We start from the raw sequence: 16,394 nt of genomic DNA on the forward strand, positions 1-16,394 counted from the left end.
AGCACCCACGACAGTCAGCATTTCGAAAGGGTCATTGACAAGGCCAACACCAATCGCAATATCTACGCCGACCGAGGCTATCCCTCTGCGGAGCGGGAAGCTTGGCTGAAGGCAAACGGCTATAGGAGCCAGATTCAGCGTAAAGGCCATCGAAACAAACCGTTGTCCAAGACTCAGCAAGGGCGAAACCACAGGATTGCAAAGACTAGGGCACGGGTTGAACATGCATTTGCGGCGATGGAACAAATGGGTAGAAAACTGATCCGCACCATTGGACAGGTGCGCGCTAATTTTGCCATGACGATGATGGCAGCATGTTACAACCTAAAGCGGTTGGCGTACTTCCAGAGCGCGTGCATCGTGGCTTTCTGACGCCCAGAATGGATCAAATGGCCCTAGCCAGGGCAATGTGCGATAGAATCAGTAACGTGATAATCAAAAAAAATCTAATTATTTAGAATGAAAGCCAAGGGTTAATTGAAAATCTTGAGTTTTTCGAGGTGCCCTTTAGATGGTATTAGAATAATCAGTAATATTTATCAGTTTTTTATAGTTTTTTATTCATTATTTACGCAATAAAATAGATAATAAATGTGTTTTTTAATCTAAATGTAATTATATAATAAAATATTATTATTTTAAATAATGGATTTTATTTGTTTATATTATAGTCAGCATATATCGTTAAAAAACTTTTATTTGATTTTCATGGTATTCTATTCACTTATTTATTGTTAACTTTAGGTTATTTTTACTATTTTATTTATATTCAGTGACGTTAAAAAAAATAACATAGTTGAAATTTGTAAATTATATGTTTAATTATAGCTGGACGGATGACAGACCAGATTATGATATAGAATAAGGTTTATTTACTGTTATATAATAGAAATCAAATAATAATATATGGTATTAGATAATCAATTGAGTAGTAAATGAATAACAGGTAAAGTTTATGCATGTTTTATTATTAATCAATATTTGGCAGGCTTAATTAAAAATATGAATATTTATAGGTAAGTATCTTACTTTATAGCAGATGCGCTTTAGATTTTATAAATAAAATTCAATAATGTCATTATAAATCAATTAATTATCATTAATATTACTATTAGCAATAGAAAAAAAAGCCTATCATGGGCTGACAGGCAAAGACTACACACAGCAATATTCTGTAGGTTTCATGATTTTTTATTGCATAATAATGCTAGGAACATTGAAACCAATAATTTATAAGGAGGTTAATCTATAAGCATTATATTAAGATAACTCTAAGGTTTTATCACTAAGAATTATCTCAATAAAAATTTCACTTACTAGTATAATTATATAAGATTATTATTTAATCATACTAATGTTAAAATTAATGAAGTTTAATTGTACGGTATTAATCGGTATTTTGGAAAATTTTTAGCGCAACAAATTTCAAATAATTTAAGTATAATGATTAACAAGAATATTAATTAAGTCAATCATTTTAATTTAAGAATCTTTCTTATATAAATTAGATTTGGTTAAATTATTTGATAACTTAGCTGGTTTCGAAACCTCATTCATCCAGGCGGTTAGTAAATTATGTGAGACAGCTAAAACGACTGGACCAATAAAAAGACCAATAACGCCAAATGATAAAATTCCACCAATAACGCCAATCAAAATAAGTATCATTGATAAATTCGCCCCCATTCTTATTAAAATAGGACGTAGTACGCCATCCATTGTTGCGACAATTATGCTCCATACAATCATAATAATGGCCCAGCTGGTATTGCCTGACCAGAATAACCATACTATGGAGGGTACCATAATCAATAATGGTCCAAGTTGGGCAACACAACATACAAAGATAAGAATTGTTAATATCGCAGCATAAGGAATATCTGCTAAAGCTAAACCAATACCACTGGTAATCGCTTGTATTAATGCGGTAACTACTACGCCTAGTGCAACAGCGCGAATTGATTGGCCTGCAAGTAGGATTGCGGTATCGCCTCGTGTACCTGCGAGGCGAATGGCAAAATGCCGGATACTTAATATAACACTTTCTCCCTGCAAATAGAGTAATGCACTAAATAGTAACATTACGACAAGATGAAACACGAAACGCCCGGCATTAATGGCTTGCGCTAAGAACCAGCTGGTTGCTTCTCCAACATACGGTTGTAGTTTTGCAATTAATGTATTACCGCCATTAGCGACCAATGTATGCCAACCATGAAAGAGTTTATTACCTATAAAGGGTAGGTTTTTTAACCACAATAGCTCGGCTAATCTAATTTCAGTTGGTGATTTTGCCCATTCAATCAGTGGGCCACTATTTTGAATAATGCTACCAATTAGTATTGCAAAAGGAATAACAAATAATAATATTACTAATAGAGTCATCGCTATAGTTGCTAGCCATTTTTTATGCCATAGTTTACTTTCAATTTTTTTAAATAATGGCCAGGTTGCAATAACCACCATGCCTGCCCAGAGAAAACCAAGTATGAATGGTTTCAATACCCAAAAACATGCAATTATCATTAATAAAATAGCAATTATGCTAAAAATGAATTTGGGTAAATCATTAGGGAATTGCGCTTTTTCCATATATTAGCCTGATTATAAAGAATGATGGGTGCATATTATCAATTGTCTATTACATGATTAATTATGTTTTTTGTATCTAATAAAAGTAGGGTGGTTATGGAAATTGTATTGTTTACAAAATGTTAATTGCCAAATTTTGTCTGGCATGTACTCTCAATCAAAGATAGTACATAAATTGCAAAGTGAACACTAATTAAAAAGAGTTACTAGTATAATGATCCCACGTATAGGACGCGCTCATCAAATCAGTCAGCAAATAACAACCTATTTAACGACATTAAAAAACCGAGGTTTTAGCGGAGATTTAACCACCAGTTATGCTGAACGCTTATCAATGGCAACAGATAATAGTATTTATCAACTTACACCTCAAGCTGTTGTCTATCCACGTTCGACTAGCGATGTTCAATTGTTGGCGAAACTTGCCATTGATAAACAATTTCAGTCATTAACCTTTACACCCAGAGGTGGTGGCACAGGGACCAATGGCCAGGCTTTGACTGAAGGAATTGTGGTTGATATGTCGCGTTATATGCAAAAAATTTTGCAGATTAATGTGGCAGAAAAATGGGTTAGAGTCGAAGCTGGTGTGATAAAAGATCAACTTAACCAATTTTTGGCACCTTATGGTTATTTTTTTTCACCTGAATTATCAACCAGTAACCGAGCAACCTTGGGTGGCATGATCAATACTGATGCATCAGGTCAAGGCTCATTAGTTTATGGTAAGACATCGGATCATGTACTGAGTATTAAAGCTATTTTACTTGGTGGAGAGGTATTAGAAACCTATCCGATGACAGTTGAGTTGGCGGAGCGTTTTTCACAGCAGCAATCAACTATTGGTCGCATATATAGCACCGTTTATTACCATTGTCGTCAGCAGCGACAGCTAATTTTGGCTAAGTTTCCGCGATTAAATAGATTTTTAACCGGTTATGATTTGCGACATGTGTTTGACGATACTATGACGCAATTTGATTTAACCCGAATTTTAACCGGCTCTGAAAGGACGCAGGCTTTCATTACCGAAGCTAAGCTAAATATTACCCCATTACCTAAAGTAAGATGATTAGTTAATATAAAGTATGATTCATTTGATTCAGCGTTACGTAATGCACCAGTTATGGTGGCAGCCAAAGCATTATCAGTGGAAACGGTTGATACTAAAATCCTCTCTTTAGCGCGTGATGATATTATCTGGCATTCAGYGAGTAAATTAATTAACGATGTTGATGACAAAAAATTATCAGCATTAAATATTGTTGAATTTAGTGGGGATAGTGAAGAMAAAATTAATCAACAATTAACCCGTTTATGTTCACAATTGGATAAGTTAATTCAAGCCGGTAATTCGGGGATCCTTGATTATCATATATGTCATCAATTAGCAGATATTGAAAATATCTATACGATGAGAAAAAAAGCAGTTGGCCTGTTGGCTAATACCAAAGGATTAGCAAAACCGATACCGTTCGTAGAGGATACTTGCGTGCCACCGGAGCATTTAGCCGATTACATTGCTGAATTTCATGCGTTGCTTGACCGCAATAATTTAGCTTATGGTATGTTTGGTCATGTTGATGCAGGGGTATTACATGTTCGCCCGGTGATGGATATGTGTGATCCTCAGGAAGAAGTATTAATGAAACAAATTTCAGATCAAATTGCTCAACTTACTGCTAAATATGGCGGCTTATTATGGGGGGAACACGGTAAAGGTTTTCGCTCCGCCTATGGCCCCCAATTTTTTGGTGAAAAGCTTTATCAAATACTCTGTCAAATTAAAACCGCATTTGATCCCTTTAATCAATTAAACCCAGGAAAAATATGCTCATCAATTAATGTAGAGCTTCCGTTAATGCCTATTGATGCTGTAAAAAGAGGAACCTATGATCGCACTATCCCGATCAAAGTGAGGGAAACATTTGAGCAGGTTATGGCCTGTAATGGTAATGGCTTGTGTTTTAATTTTGACGTTAATAGTCCAATGTGTCCTTCAATGAAAATTTCCCAACAACGAATTCATTCGCCAAAAGGCCGAGCAACATTAATGCGAGAATGGTTAAGATTACAGGTTAAGCAAGGCGTAAACTTAGGGTTATTTGCAGAAGATATTAATAGTTATAAACTCTCTTGGCCGCAAAAAATAACACGCCTATACCATACCTTGCGAGCTAAGAGTGGACAGTATGATTTTTCCCATGAAGTAAAAGAGGCGATGGAGGGTTGTTTAGCCTGTAAAGCGTGTTCAACTCAATGCCCAGTTAAAATTGATGTTCCCTCGTTTAGGGCAAAATTTTTAGCCCTCTATTATAGTCGTTTATAGTCGTTATTTGCGACCAATTAGTGACTATGTAGTTGCCAATATTGAATTAACTTTGCCGCTCATGGCAAAACAGCCACGCTGGTTTAATTTTATGTTACGCCAAGGGTGGATACAAACCCTAGCTCACAAGGTGATTGGACTAACGGATTTTCCTCAACTGTCTACACCCAGTTTACAACAACAATTGGCTGGTCATGCAGCATTGTCTCTGTCATTGCCACAATTAGAAAGCTTACCTGAAGAGACTCGCAGCCAATTTGTTTTTGTCGTCCAAGATCCATTTACTAGTTATTATGATGCAAGGGTAGTTGCAGATTTTATCCATTTAATTGAAATATTAGGTTATCGGCCTATATTGTTGCCACTTTCTGCTAATGGAAAAGCGTTGCATATCAAAGGATATTTAACCCGTTTTGCCAAAACAGCGCAAAAAACAGCGGATTTTCTTAACCGCTTAGCGCAATTATCAATTCCGATGGTCGGTATTGATCCAGCCTTAGTGCTCTGTTATCGCGATGAATATAATCAGATCCTTGGTAATAAACGGGGTAAATTCGAAGTTAAATTAGTTAATGAGTGGCTGATGACAGTATTAGCGCCAAAGCCAGTAGCGAAGTTAACGGCTGAAAAATGGTATCTATTAGGGCATTGTACCGAAATGTCATTGTTAGCTGATAGTGCTCAGCAATGGATTAAAATTTTTGCTCAGTTTGGTCGTCAACTTATTAATGTTAATGTTGGTTGTTGCGGCATGGCAGGAACTTATGGTCATGAGGTTAAACATCTGGTTAATTCAAAGGGAATTTATGCCTTATCTTGGGGAAATCGATTACAAAAATTACCCAAAACACGTTGTCTAGCAACAGGTTACTCTTGCCGCAGTCAAGTAAAACGAATTGAAAATGAAACAATAAAACATCCTTTACAAGCGTTATTGGAGATATTTAAATGATTTGGCAGCGTACTTATACCCTCGAAAAAATTAATAGTTGGGGTGATAACAGCATGTTATCCCATTTAGGGATTGTTATGTTAAGTATCAGTGATGATACTATTGAAGCAACAATGCCGGTTGATCAACGTGCTATGCAGCCGTTTGGATTACTACATGGTGGTGCTTCGGTGGTATTAGCCGAATCGTTAGGCTCGATAGCTGGTTATCTCTGTACTCAAGATAATCAAAAAGTAGTTGGTACTGAAATTAATGCTAGCCATATTAGGCCGGTATCTTCAGGAAAGGTACGTGGCGTATGTAGTGCAATTCATCTAGGTCGCCGGCAACAAGTCTGGTCGATAAAAATTTTTGATGAACAATTAAGACTAAGTTGTATTTGTCGTTTGACAACAGTAATCATTTAATAGTTAGCGCGTAAATGTAACTACTAAACGACAAAAACTCAATTATTTAGCGATACTTTGTTCGTCACGTTAAATATTATTGAATTTGCGAGTTTATTTTATTTTTTTAATACTTATCAATATGTTAATGTGATTGATAAATTAATAATCGTAAAAAAATAGTAAAATAAACGCCACTTTTTGCTGAAAAAACACTCTAATTAAAATATCCGCTTAAAATAAATGGTTGAAGTGAGAAATGTTATCATTACCATATATAATATTAAACAAAAAAAGTCTAGTTACATTGATAGTGTAATCTAGTCAAAATATTAGTTTCGTGAGGTCAATAATGGCAGAGCATGTTGATACTTTTTCTTTGAATGAAACAACTTGGCAGGGCCTTACCATAACCGATAAAGCAGCTGCTCAAATTCTTAAATTAATGAAAAAAAATCCTGCTAGTCAGGGATTATCTCTTAATATCAAGCAATCAGGTTGTGCAGGATTTGGTTATGTCATTGCATTGATAGATAATCCAACTAAAGAATATTTGCTGTTTGAAAATAATGGCGCCAAACTTTTTGTTCCTCTAAAAGCAATGCCATTCATTGATGGTACTGAGGTTGATTATGTTCGTGAGGGACTTAATCAAGTATTCAAATTTAATAATCCTAAGGCTCAACACGCTTGTGGTTGTGGTGAAAGCTTTGGTGTTTAAGTGAATTAAATTATGTCACAGCGTAATATAGAAATTGGTGATGATGTTCAACAATGGTTAGCGGAGCATCGTTATAAAGAGGGGTTTTTCACTCAGGTTGCAACGGATGAATTAGCTAAAGGTCTCAATGAAGAGGTCATCAAAGCGATTTCAGTCAAACGTAATGAACCTGATTGGATGTTGCAGTTTCGTTTAGAGGCTTATCAACATTGGTTGGGTATGGCAGAACCCCACTGGCTTAAAGGCTATTATCCTGATTTAAACTACCAGAAATATAGTTATTATGCGGCGCCATCCTGCAATAGTTGCGATGATACTTGTCAAGCTGAAACTGATTCATCGGCAGCGGGTGGGGATGAGCATAGCAATAATTATCTGACCGCCGAAGTTGAAGAAGCATTCAATAAACTTGGTGTACCAGTCCGTGAGGGTAAATCGGTTGCGGTAGATGCTATTTTTGACTCTGTTTCTGTTTCAACAACTTATCGTAGCGAATTAGCGAAACTGGGTATTATTTTTTGCTCTTTTGGTGAAGCTATCCAACAGTATCCTGAGTTAGTAAAAAAATATATTGGTACGGTCGTTTCTAATCGAGACAATTTTTTTGCGGCATTAAATTCTGCTGTCGCTTCTGATGGGACATTTGTTTATGTGCCAAAAGGAGTTCGTTGCCCGATGGAATTATCAACCTATTTCCGTATTAATTCAGCTAAGACCGGTCAGTTTGAGCGCACTATCTTGATTGCTGATGAAGGTAGTTACGTTAGTTATATTGAAGGATGCTCTGCTCCGGTGCGAGACAGCTATCAATTACATGCTGCGGTAGTTGAAGTTATTATTCATAAAGATGCTGAAGTAAAATATTCTACCGTACAAAACTGGTTTTCAGGTGGTGAAAGTGAAACTGGTGGCATTTTAAACTTTGTCACTAAACGCGCTTTATGCGAGGGTGAGAATGCCAAAATGTCCTGGACACAGTCTGAAACAGGTTCGGCTATTACTTGGAAATATCCTAGTGTTATTTTGCAAGGGGATAATTCGGTGGGGGAATTCTTTTCAGTGGCCTTAACTAATGGTAATCAACAGGCTGATACCGGTACAAAAATGATCCATATTGGTAAGAATACGCATTCCACCATCATCTCTAAAGGGATCTCAGCTGGTCGTAGTCAAAATAGTTACCGCGGTTTAGTAAAGATTTTACCGACGGCAGAAAATGCCAGAAATTATACCCAATGTGATTCTATGTTAATTGGCACTCAATGTGGCGCGCATACTTTTCCTTATATTGAAGTAAAAAATAGTAGTGCACAGTTAGAGCATGAAGCTACAACATCTCGTATTGGTGAAGATCAACTCTTTTATTGTTTGCAACGAGGTATTAGTGAGGATGACGCCATTTCGATGATCGTAAATGGTTTCTGTAAAGATGTCTTTTCTGAATTACCATTAGAGTTTGCCGTTGAAGCGCAAAAATTGTTAGCAATTAGTTTGGAACATAGTGTGGGTTGATGGTTCCTATTAAAAGAATACTCAGTTATTCAAAGGCCAATGAAATGTTAAGTGTTAAAAATTTAAATGTCAGTATTGAAGGTAATCAAATTCTTAACGGATTAAATCTAGAAGTAAAAGCGGGTGAAGTACATGCAATCATGGGGCCTAATGGATCAGGCAAGAGTACATTATCAGCGACACTGGCAGGACGTGAGGAATATCAAGTAGAACAGGGTGAAATTCTATTCAAAAATAAAAATTTGCTTGAGTTATCGCCGGAAGAACGTGCAGGAGAAGGTATATTTTTAGCCTTTCAATATCCAGTGGAAATTCCTGGCGTAAGTAATCAATTTTTCTTACAAACCTCAGTTAATGCAGTAAGAGAGTATCGTAAGCAGCCACCACTAGATAGATTTGATTTTCAGGATTTTATTGAAGATAAAATTGAACTACTTGATATGCCGAAAGATTTACTTACTCGATCAGTAAATGTCGGTTTCTCTGGTGGAGAAAAAAAGCGCAATGATATTTTACAGATGGCAGCGTTAGAGCCTGAGTTATGTATTTTAGATGAAACCGACTCGGGTCTTGATATTGATGCTTTAAAAGTTGTAGCTAATGGCGTGAACTCACTTCGTAGCACTGAAAGAGCTTTTATCATCGTCACTCACTATCAGCGTATTTTGGATTATGTACAGCCTGATTTTGTTCATGTTCTCCATCAAGGTAAAATTATTCAATCAGGTGATTTTACCTTGGCCAAAAAACTGGAGGTACAAGGCTATGGCTGGCTTATTGACCAACAGTGAAAGAGCAGAAAAACAGCAGCAAGTCACAAAGTTAAATCAACAGGCGCTAAAAAGCTTTGCGACACTTTTTTATGCCAGTAAAAGAGCAAATGAAAAACAAGCTCAGGCCTATTGGCAGCAGGTAGAGAAAATTGGTTTTCCGCCATTTCGCCATGAAGAGTGGCATTATACGCCGTTGGCAAAAGTACTTAACGCTCAATACCAATTAAATAGTGATAAAGTTAACACAATTACGGCTGAGCAATTAAAACAGCTGGCTATCTCCCTTGATGGCTGGCGAATTGTTTTGTTTGATGGATGTCTTATCCCTGCCTTAAGTAGTGATAACTTTGGCCCTTATCAAATTCAAATGATGGATGCGCAAGCACAGCTTCCTGCGCCTATCGTGACCGATGAAATATTCCTGTATTTAACTGAGAGTCTGGCCGCTCAACCCCTAATGATTAAATTGGCCGCTAATCAACAGGTAGAAAAACCGCTCTATATATTGAATATTACCTCTGGTTCAAATCACCATAATTATGTTAATACTAGTCACTATCGCTATCATTTAGAGATTGGTGCCAATTGCAAATCGCAAGTTATTGAACATTTTGTTTCTGTTGATGATAAGCCGCATCTGACAGGCAGTCGATTGACCTCTAATATAGGTGATAATAGTCATTTTAGTCATATCAAACTTAGCGTTGAAAACAACCAAAGTCACCATTTTGCCCATAATGACATCTTGTCAGGTCGTGATAATCAAATAAACAGTAGCGGTATTTTTATCGGCTCAGCATTACTTCGCCATCATACCAGTGTGAAATTAAATGGAGCGGGTAGCAGATTAACACTTAATAGCTTATTGTTGCCACAAAATAGAGAAATTGTTGATACCAGAACTTATCTTGAACATAATCAGCCATTTTGTGAAAGTCGCCAGTTGCATAAATCGATCGTGCAGGATGAAAGTAAAGCTGTTTTTAATGGTATGATTAAAGTTGCGCCACAGGCACTTAAAACCGATGGCCAAATGACAAATAATAATTTGTTATTAGGTAAACAAGCCGAAATTGACACCAAACCGCAGTTAGAAATTTATGCTGATGATGTTAAGTGTAGTCATGGCGCTACAGTAGGCCGGATTGATGATGAACAGCTGTTTTATTTACGTTCACGGGGTATTCATCTCAATGATGCAAAACATATGATTATGGTGGCCTTTGCAGCTGAAGTCATCGAAGCTATTGATAGTGAAGCGGTAAGTAACAAGGTAATGGATATTATTCAGCAGCGCTTGGCAGGGATTTAATATGACATTTTCAGTTGCATCTATTCGCAAAGATTTTCCTATGCTGGCAGAAAAAATCAACGATCAACCGTTGGTTTATTTGGATAGTGCTGCCAGTGCGCAAAAACCGCTCCAAGTGATAGAAAAGGAAAGGCAATTTCTTTGTCATCACTATGCGGCGGTACACCGAGGGATCCATCGCTTGAGTAGTGAAGCCACGGCGATGGTGGAAAATGTTCGTCAGCAAGTCGCTGATTTTATTCATGCAGCTGATTCTGAAGAAATTGTTTTTGTTAAAGGAACAACGGAAGGCATAAATTTAATTGCTAATAGTTATGGACATGGTTTTATCAAACCAGGCGATAATATTATCATTAGCCAAATGGAACATCACGCTAATATAGTTCCTTGGCATCTGCTTGCAGGCCAGATTGGTTTTGATATTCGTATATTACCTATTGATAATGATGGGAAATTAATTTTTGAACAATTAGATAGGCTGATCGATAGCCGGACTCGGTTACTCTCTTTTACCCACATGTCGAATGTTTTGGGAACCGTTAATCCAGCAAAACAAATTATTGCCTATGCGCGCCAATGTGCAGAGCAAAAAGCAGCACAATTGCATATTTTGCTTGATGGTGCGCAAAGTATTATGCACCAAATGATTGATGTCCAAGATTTAGATTGTGATTTTTATGTTTTTTCCGGTCACAAACTGTATGGACCTACTGGTATTGGTGTTTTATATGGCAAAAAGTCATTATTAAATGCTTTACCACCTTGGCAAGGTGGAGGAGCCATGATTGATAAAGTGAGTATGACGTTATCTGAGCCAGCAATAATAAATATCACTTACGAAAAGGCGCCATGGCGATTTGAAGCAGGCACACCCAATATTGTTGGTATTATTGGTTTAGGTGAGGCATTACGTTATGTTAATAATATTGGTTATCAACAAATATCTGCTCATGAAACCGCATTAATGCAGTATGCTAATCAGCGTTTAAGTACGGTAAACTCTTTGCGTCTTTACGGCTCAGATGAGCGCCAGGGAGTTATTGCCTTCAATTTAGGCGAGCATCATGCTTATGATGTCGGTAGTTTTTTAGATAATTATGCGATTGCAATACGGACAGGCCACCATTGTGCGTTGCCATTGATGGATTTTTATCAAGTACCAGCTATGTGCCGAGCTTCACTAGCGGTTTATACTACTAGACAAGAGATTGATATTTTGGTTGAAAAACTACAACATATTGAAAAATTACTGGCTTAATCTGTTTTAAAGTACATATAAGGGTAGAATGATGTCAGCCTTGCCTGATGAGAATAAATTGTTGCGTAATTTTTCACGTTGTCAAAACTGGGAAGAGCGATATCTTTATTTAATTGAATTAGGGGAAAAATTATTACCTCTTAGCGATAGACAAAAACAAGTGAAAAATCAGGTCTCAGGTTGTCAAAGCCAGGTTTGGATTGTTATGGAGCCAGATAGTGACAGTAGGATCCAATTTGCTGGTGACAGCGATGCTGCTATAGTTAAGGGATTGATTGCATTAGTAATAATTATTTTTCAAAATAAAACCGGACAACAAATTTTGACCACAGATAGCAAAGCATTTTTTCAAAAGTTGTCATTGGAGCAGCATTTAACGCCATCAAGAAGCCAGGGATTGCATGCTATGATCAGAACAATCCGTCAGCGAGCCGAAAAAATTATCCAATCAAGCACTTAAACATTTAGTTAACTACTGATATTATTAAAGTGACGCTTATTCATCCGATAAACTTTGTACGTTCCTTAGGAGGAAAAAGTATGAAGAGAATTCTATTTTTTATCGGCTTGTTGTTTTTAAGCGGGCTGACTTTCAATGTCAGTGCTGCTGAATACTCCTTGCCATCCACTACAGCACGCTTAATTGGTGAAAATAGTCATTATGTGGTGCCTAATGATGGACGTCCACTGGAAGCTATTGCAAGTGAATTTCAGATAGGTTTGTTGGGTATGTTGGAAGCTAATCCAGGAACCGATCCATATTTACCTAAAGCGGGTAAAACATTGATTATTCCATCGCAAATGTTATTACCTGCAACTAAGCGTGATGGTATCATCGTTAATTTAGCCGAATTGCGACTGTATTATTTTCCCAAAGGAAGCAATAAAGTCATGGTTTACCCTATTGGTATCGGGCAATTGGGCGCCAATACACCTAAAATGGTGACGACTGTTAGTCAATTAATTAAAAATCCAACCTGGACACCAACGCCGAATATTCGTAAACGTTATGCTGCCGATGGCGTTATTTTGCCGGCGGTATTTCCAGCCGGGCCTGATAATCCTATGGGGCTTTATGCCTTGCGATTATCTTATGGTAAGGGACAATATTTGATCCATGGTACTAATGCCAATTTTGGTATTGGATTACGTGTTAGTTCCGGTTGTATTCGTTTAAGATCTGAGGATATACAAGCATTATTCTACTCTATACCGGTAGGAACTCGTGTACAGGTAATTAATGAACCGATTAAGTTCTCTAAAGAGCCAGATGGAAGCTATTACATTGAAGTTTACCAACCATTATCTAAACGTGAATCTGATGATCCGCAAACGATGCCATTAGTGTATAGCAATGAGTTTAAGGCATTTTTGCAACAACCTGGTATTGATCAGAGATTAGTCGCTCAAGCCGTAGCACGTCGCTCAGGAATGCCGGTTAGGGTAAATAAGAGCTAAGTTAATATTAGACGGTGATGAATTATGAGTAGATTTACTTTATTTTATAAAAAATAGTGAATTTATTAATAATCAGATAATGGTATTATTAAAAATTAGTTGTATGTAATAAATAATAAGGCACCCGTTCGGTGCCTTATTAGTATATCGAGTGATCCGTTAAATGCAATTGGATTACTTTTTATATCTACGAACTTGATTATCCAAACGTTGATTAGCACGAGCAGCTTCATCTTTAGCAGTCTGAACATCAGTACTTAATGACTGAACGTCATTGGATAGTTGATCGACTTTACCGTTTAACGTTTGTACATCTGAGGACAGTTTGTTAATTTGGCTACTGTTTGAACAGCCTGCTAACAAAGCAGAAACCAGAACGATAGAGCCCAGTAAAACTTTAGTACGCTTCATTATATTACCTTCTAGATTTAGTTAATCTCCAAGTAGCAAGTAGCAAGTAGCAAGTAGCAAGTAGCAAGTAGCAAGGTAAGTATTGCACATTCCTGGTAAAACAGAGAATAAATTTCTGTCTCTAACTTTGAATTATTAGATCTTTTTCAAATTCAGGCAGAATACTTACTTATTCTTATGCTAGTACTTAATTAGAATATTTTCTACTTAAAATCTGACAAGTTGCTTAATAAAATTAAGAAAAGAGAATAAATTTGTTTGTTTTTTGTTCGTTTTGCTTGAGTAGACGGCAATTTTTAATTATCTCATAGCGTTATTTTATCAATTATTTTTTCCTATAGAAATAAAATTAACGTGATAACAGTTATTTTTTAAATAACATGTCGATTATAATCTTTTGAGCTGGAAATATTAATTTTTGGCTAATAGAATGTGTCTTAAATAAATGCTCAATGGCTAAAATGATTAATAGGTTTTTGATTATAAATTACTAATATTAGATATTAGCGCTTTAATTTTTCTTTATTAAAAAAAAGAAAAAATAAATTCCCCGCTATTTATTTGGAGGAATTTATTTTGGAAAATAAAATTATAAGATATGGACAGATGAGGTATTTGTTGTACCACTTGGCACTAATGCACCTGAAACCATAACGACAACTTCACCTTTTTCGGCCATATTATTGTCTAAAGCAACTTGTTTACCAACACGATAGAAATCGTCTGTGGAGGTAATTTCTTTAACTAATTGTGGAATAACGCCTTTAACTAATAATAATTGACGGGCAGTTTCTTCATTAGTTGTTAAAGCAAGTATCGGTGCTGTTGGGAAATATTTACGTACTGATTTTGCTGATTTACCGCCATAGGTTGCCACGATAATCAATTGAGAGTTTAACTTTTCCGCCATTTCAACCGCACCGCGACAAACTGCTTCAGTAATGCGTAATTTTTGGTTTATTTTACTATCATCAATGCGGCTTGGCATAACACGATCGGTACGATCGCAAATAGTCGCCATAATTTTTACCGCTTCGATAGGATATTTTCCTTTGGCGCTTTCACCAGAGAGCATAACGGCATCTGTACCGTCCAAAATAGCATTAGCAACATCACCGGCTTCAGCACGAGTAGGGCGGGGATTTTTGATCATCGAATCTAACATTTGGGTGGCCGTAATGACAATTTTACGGGCAGCAACGCATTTTTCGATCATCATTTTTTGTGCAAAGATAACTTCTTCGACTGGGATCTCGACGCCAAGATCACCACGTGCCACCATGATCCCATCAGAAGCATCTAAAATTTCATCGAAGTTATTTAATCCTTCTTGATTCTCAATTTTAGAGATTATTTGGATATTTTTACCACCATGCTGCGCTAGATGGGCGCGGATTTCTTCTACATCAGCGCGTTTACGAATAAAGGAAGCAGCAACAAAATCAACGCCTTGCTGGCAACCAAAAATCAGATCTTGTTTATCTTTTTCCGCCAGTGCCGGCAAGCCAATTGAAACGCCAGGTAAATTAACGCCTTTATTTTCACCTAAATCACCATTATTAAGTACTCGACAGATGACATCACTAGCGGTAACGGATAAAACTTCCATACCGATTAAGCCATCATCAACGAGAATAGTATTACCTGGTTTAAGATCATCAGGTAAACCGGTGTAGGTCACAGCAACCCGATCTTGATTACTAATCACTGAGGTGTCGGTGGTAAAGGTAAAATTTTGTCCAGTGATTAGCGATACATCGTTGCCATCTTTAAGCCGCATTGTGCGGATCTCTGGCCCTTTTGTATCTAATAATATCGCAGCCTGTTGGTTTTTTTGGCTACAGACAGCACGTAGATTTTTAATACGTTGACCATGTTCTTCATGATCACCATGTGAGAAATTTAGCCGCATGACATTCATGCCAGCATTAAGTAATTGTGAGAGTTTTTCTTCAGATTCAGTTTTAGGGCCGATAGTACAAACAATTTTGGTTTTTTTCATGACAATTAATCTACAGGTTTTATAGCAGTATTTTATTAATTAATTGCGGTGTTTATATCAGGTTTTTGTTTTGATATAGGTTATACGCCGTAACGAATAGCTAAAAATCCACTGGTATTTAATAACGATAAAGTAAGTGGCACAAGTATAAATATCATGCCTTATTATTGCAACTGGCCACTATATTGTCAGTTGCATCATTTGAATGATATATAACTTATTATGATATTGTAGTTATTACTATTCATGCTATCAACGAGAAACCAATATAAACATATGCTAATCACCACAATATTTACTAGCAGATAACAGTGCCGTTAGATTTTATCTGAAATGATAAAATTTGACTGATAAACTAACTGTTTATTTGTATACTGGAAAGGGAATAACATTATTGCATCTTAACTAAAAGCAAATATTTGATATTTAATTTTTTAAAATTGGATTTAGCTAAATATTTATAAGTAAATCAAGGAGGATATTGATGTTTAATCAGATTAATCATACTCAATCGCATAACCGCGTAACAGCTATTCAGATTGGTGAAGTGGGTGATATTACTATTTCTTCATCGCAACCAATTGGCGCCCAACTAGGACAGCAGATCCGAACAGTTAGTAATAATCATATCCAATTGCAGTCGGCCGCAATCAATCACGAGTTTCGCAGTCTCTAAAAAAGAAGTATA

General features: G+C 36.5%; 13 protein-coding genes and 1 pseudogene. 11 read left to right on the forward strand and 3 right to left on the reverse strand.

Features of this window, described 5'->3' with window-relative positions; translation table 11 throughout:
- The coding region (locus tag CBG25_RS12520) for a transposase (protein ID WP_290603757.1) at positions 1–372 on the forward strand (372 nt) is incomplete at its 5' end.
- A gap of 1,110 nt (positions 373–1,482) precedes the next feature.
- Here the strand turns inward: CBG25_RS12520 and ydiK are convergent.
- Positions 1,483–2,592 carry an AI-2E family transporter YdiK gene (ydiK, locus tag CBG25_RS12525; protein WP_290606997.1) on the reverse strand — a complete coding sequence of 370 codons (1,110 nt, stop codon included), beginning with the start codon at positions 2,590–2,592 and terminating at the stop codon, positions 1,483–1,485.
- A 214-nt stretch (positions 2,593–2,806) separates the two neighbouring features.
- Between ydiK and CBG25_RS12530 the strand changes: the two are divergent.
- From CBG25_RS12530 to CBG25_RS12570, 9 genes and pseudogenes are all read left to right on the forward strand, one after another.
- Positions 2,807–5,873, forward strand: a pseudogene (locus tag CBG25_RS12530) (FAD-binding and (Fe-S)-binding domain-containing protein).
- The gene (locus CBG25_RS12535; RefSeq protein WP_290606999.1) at positions 5,870–6,280 is read left to right on the forward strand and encodes a hotdog fold thioesterase; all 411 of its coding nucleotides are present in this window, start codon (positions 5,870–5,872) and stop codon (positions 6,278–6,280) included. Before CBG25_RS12530 ends, CBG25_RS12535 begins: the two are co-directional and overlap by 4 nt.
- Positions 6,281–6,608: 328 nt before the next feature.
- The gene (gene sufA / locus CBG25_RS12540) at positions 6,609–6,980 is read left to right on the forward strand and encodes a Fe-S cluster assembly scaffold SufA (RefSeq protein WP_290607018.1); all 372 of its coding nucleotides are present in this window, start codon (positions 6,609–6,611) and stop codon (positions 6,978–6,980) included.
- A 12-nt stretch (positions 6,981–6,992) separates the two neighbouring features.
- Positions 6,993–8,492, forward strand: coding sequence for a Fe-S cluster assembly protein SufB (gene sufB / locus CBG25_RS12545; RefSeq protein WP_290607001.1), 1,500 nt, complete (start codon positions 6,993–6,995; stop codon positions 8,490–8,492).
- A 44-nt stretch (positions 8,493–8,536) separates the two neighbouring features.
- Positions 8,537–9,283 (forward strand): Fe-S cluster assembly ATPase SufC, encoded by a 747-nt coding sequence (gene sufC / locus CBG25_RS12550; RefSeq protein ID WP_032115044.1) that lies wholly within the window; start codon positions 8,537–8,539, stop codon positions 9,281–9,283.
- On the forward strand, positions 9,258–10,577 hold the full coding sequence (gene sufD, locus CBG25_RS12555) for a Fe-S cluster assembly protein SufD (protein ID WP_290607004.1): 1,320 nt from the start codon (positions 9,258–9,260) through the stop codon (positions 10,575–10,577). Before sufC ends, sufD begins: the two co-directional genes overlap by 26 nt.
- A 1-nt stretch (position 10,578) precedes the next feature.
- Complete coding sequence (sufS, locus tag CBG25_RS12560) at positions 10,579–11,835, forward strand: cysteine desulfurase SufS (RefSeq protein WP_290607006.1); 1,257 nt, start codon at positions 10,579–10,581, stop codon at positions 11,833–11,835.
- A gap of 31 nt (positions 11,836–11,866) precedes the next feature.
- The gene (sufE, locus tag CBG25_RS12565) at positions 11,867–12,295 is read left to right on the forward strand and encodes a cysteine desulfuration protein SufE (RefSeq protein ID WP_290607008.1); all 429 of its coding nucleotides are present in this window, start codon (positions 11,867–11,869) and stop codon (positions 12,293–12,295) included.
- Between the two features lie 80 nt (positions 12,296–12,375).
- The gene (locus CBG25_RS12570) at positions 12,376–13,293 is read left to right on the forward strand and encodes a L,D-transpeptidase family protein (RefSeq protein WP_290607010.1); all 918 of its coding nucleotides are present in this window, start codon (positions 12,376–12,378) and stop codon (positions 13,291–13,293) included.
- Positions 13,294–13,467: 174 nt separating this feature from the next.
- On the opposite strand, the gene CBG25_RS12575 is transcribed toward CBG25_RS12570, so the two are convergent.
- Together CBG25_RS12575 and pykF are read right to left on the reverse strand one after the other, a co-directional pair.
- A complete protein-coding gene (locus CBG25_RS12575) occupies positions 13,468–13,704 on the reverse strand; it encodes a major outer membrane lipoprotein (RefSeq protein WP_290607012.1) in 237 nt (78 codons plus the stop codon).
- 589 nt (positions 13,705–14,293) lie between these two features.
- A complete protein-coding gene (gene pykF / locus CBG25_RS12580) occupies positions 14,294–15,706 on the reverse strand; it encodes a pyruvate kinase PykF (protein WP_290607014.1) in 1,413 nt (470 codons plus the stop codon).
- A 484-nt stretch (positions 15,707–16,190) separates the two neighbouring features.
- On the opposite strand from pykF, the gene CBG25_RS12585 reads away from it, so the two are divergent.
- Positions 16,191–16,382, forward strand: a complete 192-nt coding sequence (locus CBG25_RS12585; protein ID WP_290607016.1) for a hypothetical protein — start codon at positions 16,191–16,193, stop codon at positions 16,380–16,382.
- The last annotated feature ends 12 nt before the right edge of the window (positions 16,383–16,394 follow it).

Origin of the sequence: Arsenophonus sp. ENCA (assembly GCF_002287155.1) — a bacterium.
Classification (GTDB): Bacteria; Pseudomonadota; Gammaproteobacteria; order Enterobacterales; family Enterobacteriaceae; genus Arsenophonus; species Arsenophonus nilaparvatae.

What these genes read in the sequence shown, in the direction of transcription:
- ydiK (WP_290606997.1), bottom strand. Translation starts at nt 2,592, where the DNA reads ATGGAAAAAGCGCAATTCCCTAATGATTTACCCAAATTCATTTTTAGC.
- CBG25_RS12535 (WP_290606999.1), top strand. Translation starts at nt 5,870, where the DNA reads ATGATTTGGCAGCGTACTTATACCCTCGAAAAAATTAATAGTTGGGGT.
- sufB (WP_290607001.1), top strand. Translation starts at nt 6,993, where the DNA reads ATGTCACAGCGTAATATAGAAATTGGTGATGATGTTCAACAATGGTTA.
- sufC (WP_032115044.1), top strand. Translation starts at nt 8,537, where the DNA reads ATGTTAAGTGTTAAAAATTTAAATGTCAGTATTGAAGGTAATCAAATT.
- sufD (WP_290607004.1), top strand. Translation starts at nt 9,258, where the DNA reads ATGGCTGGCTTATTGACCAACAGTGAAAGAGCAGAAAAACAGCAGCAA.
- sufS (WP_290607006.1), top strand. Translation starts at nt 10,579, where the DNA reads ATGACATTTTCAGTTGCATCTATTCGCAAAGATTTTCCTATGCTGGCA.
- sufE (WP_290607008.1), top strand. Translation starts at nt 11,867, where the DNA reads ATGTCAGCCTTGCCTGATGAGAATAAATTGTTGCGTAATTTTTCACGT.
- CBG25_RS12570 (WP_290607010.1), top strand. Translation starts at nt 12,376, where the DNA reads ATGAAGAGAATTCTATTTTTTATCGGCTTGTTGTTTTTAAGCGGGCTG.
- CBG25_RS12575 (WP_290607012.1), bottom strand. Translation starts at nt 13,704, where the DNA reads ATGAAGCGTACTAAAGTTTTACTGGGCTCTATCGTTCTGGTTTCTGCT.
- pykF (WP_290607014.1), bottom strand. Translation starts at nt 15,706, where the DNA reads ATGAAAAAAACCAAAATTGTTTGTACTATCGGCCCTAAAACTGAATCT.
- CBG25_RS12585 (WP_290607016.1), top strand. Translation starts at nt 16,191, where the DNA reads ATGTTTAATCAGATTAATCATACTCAATCGCATAACCGCGTAACAGCT.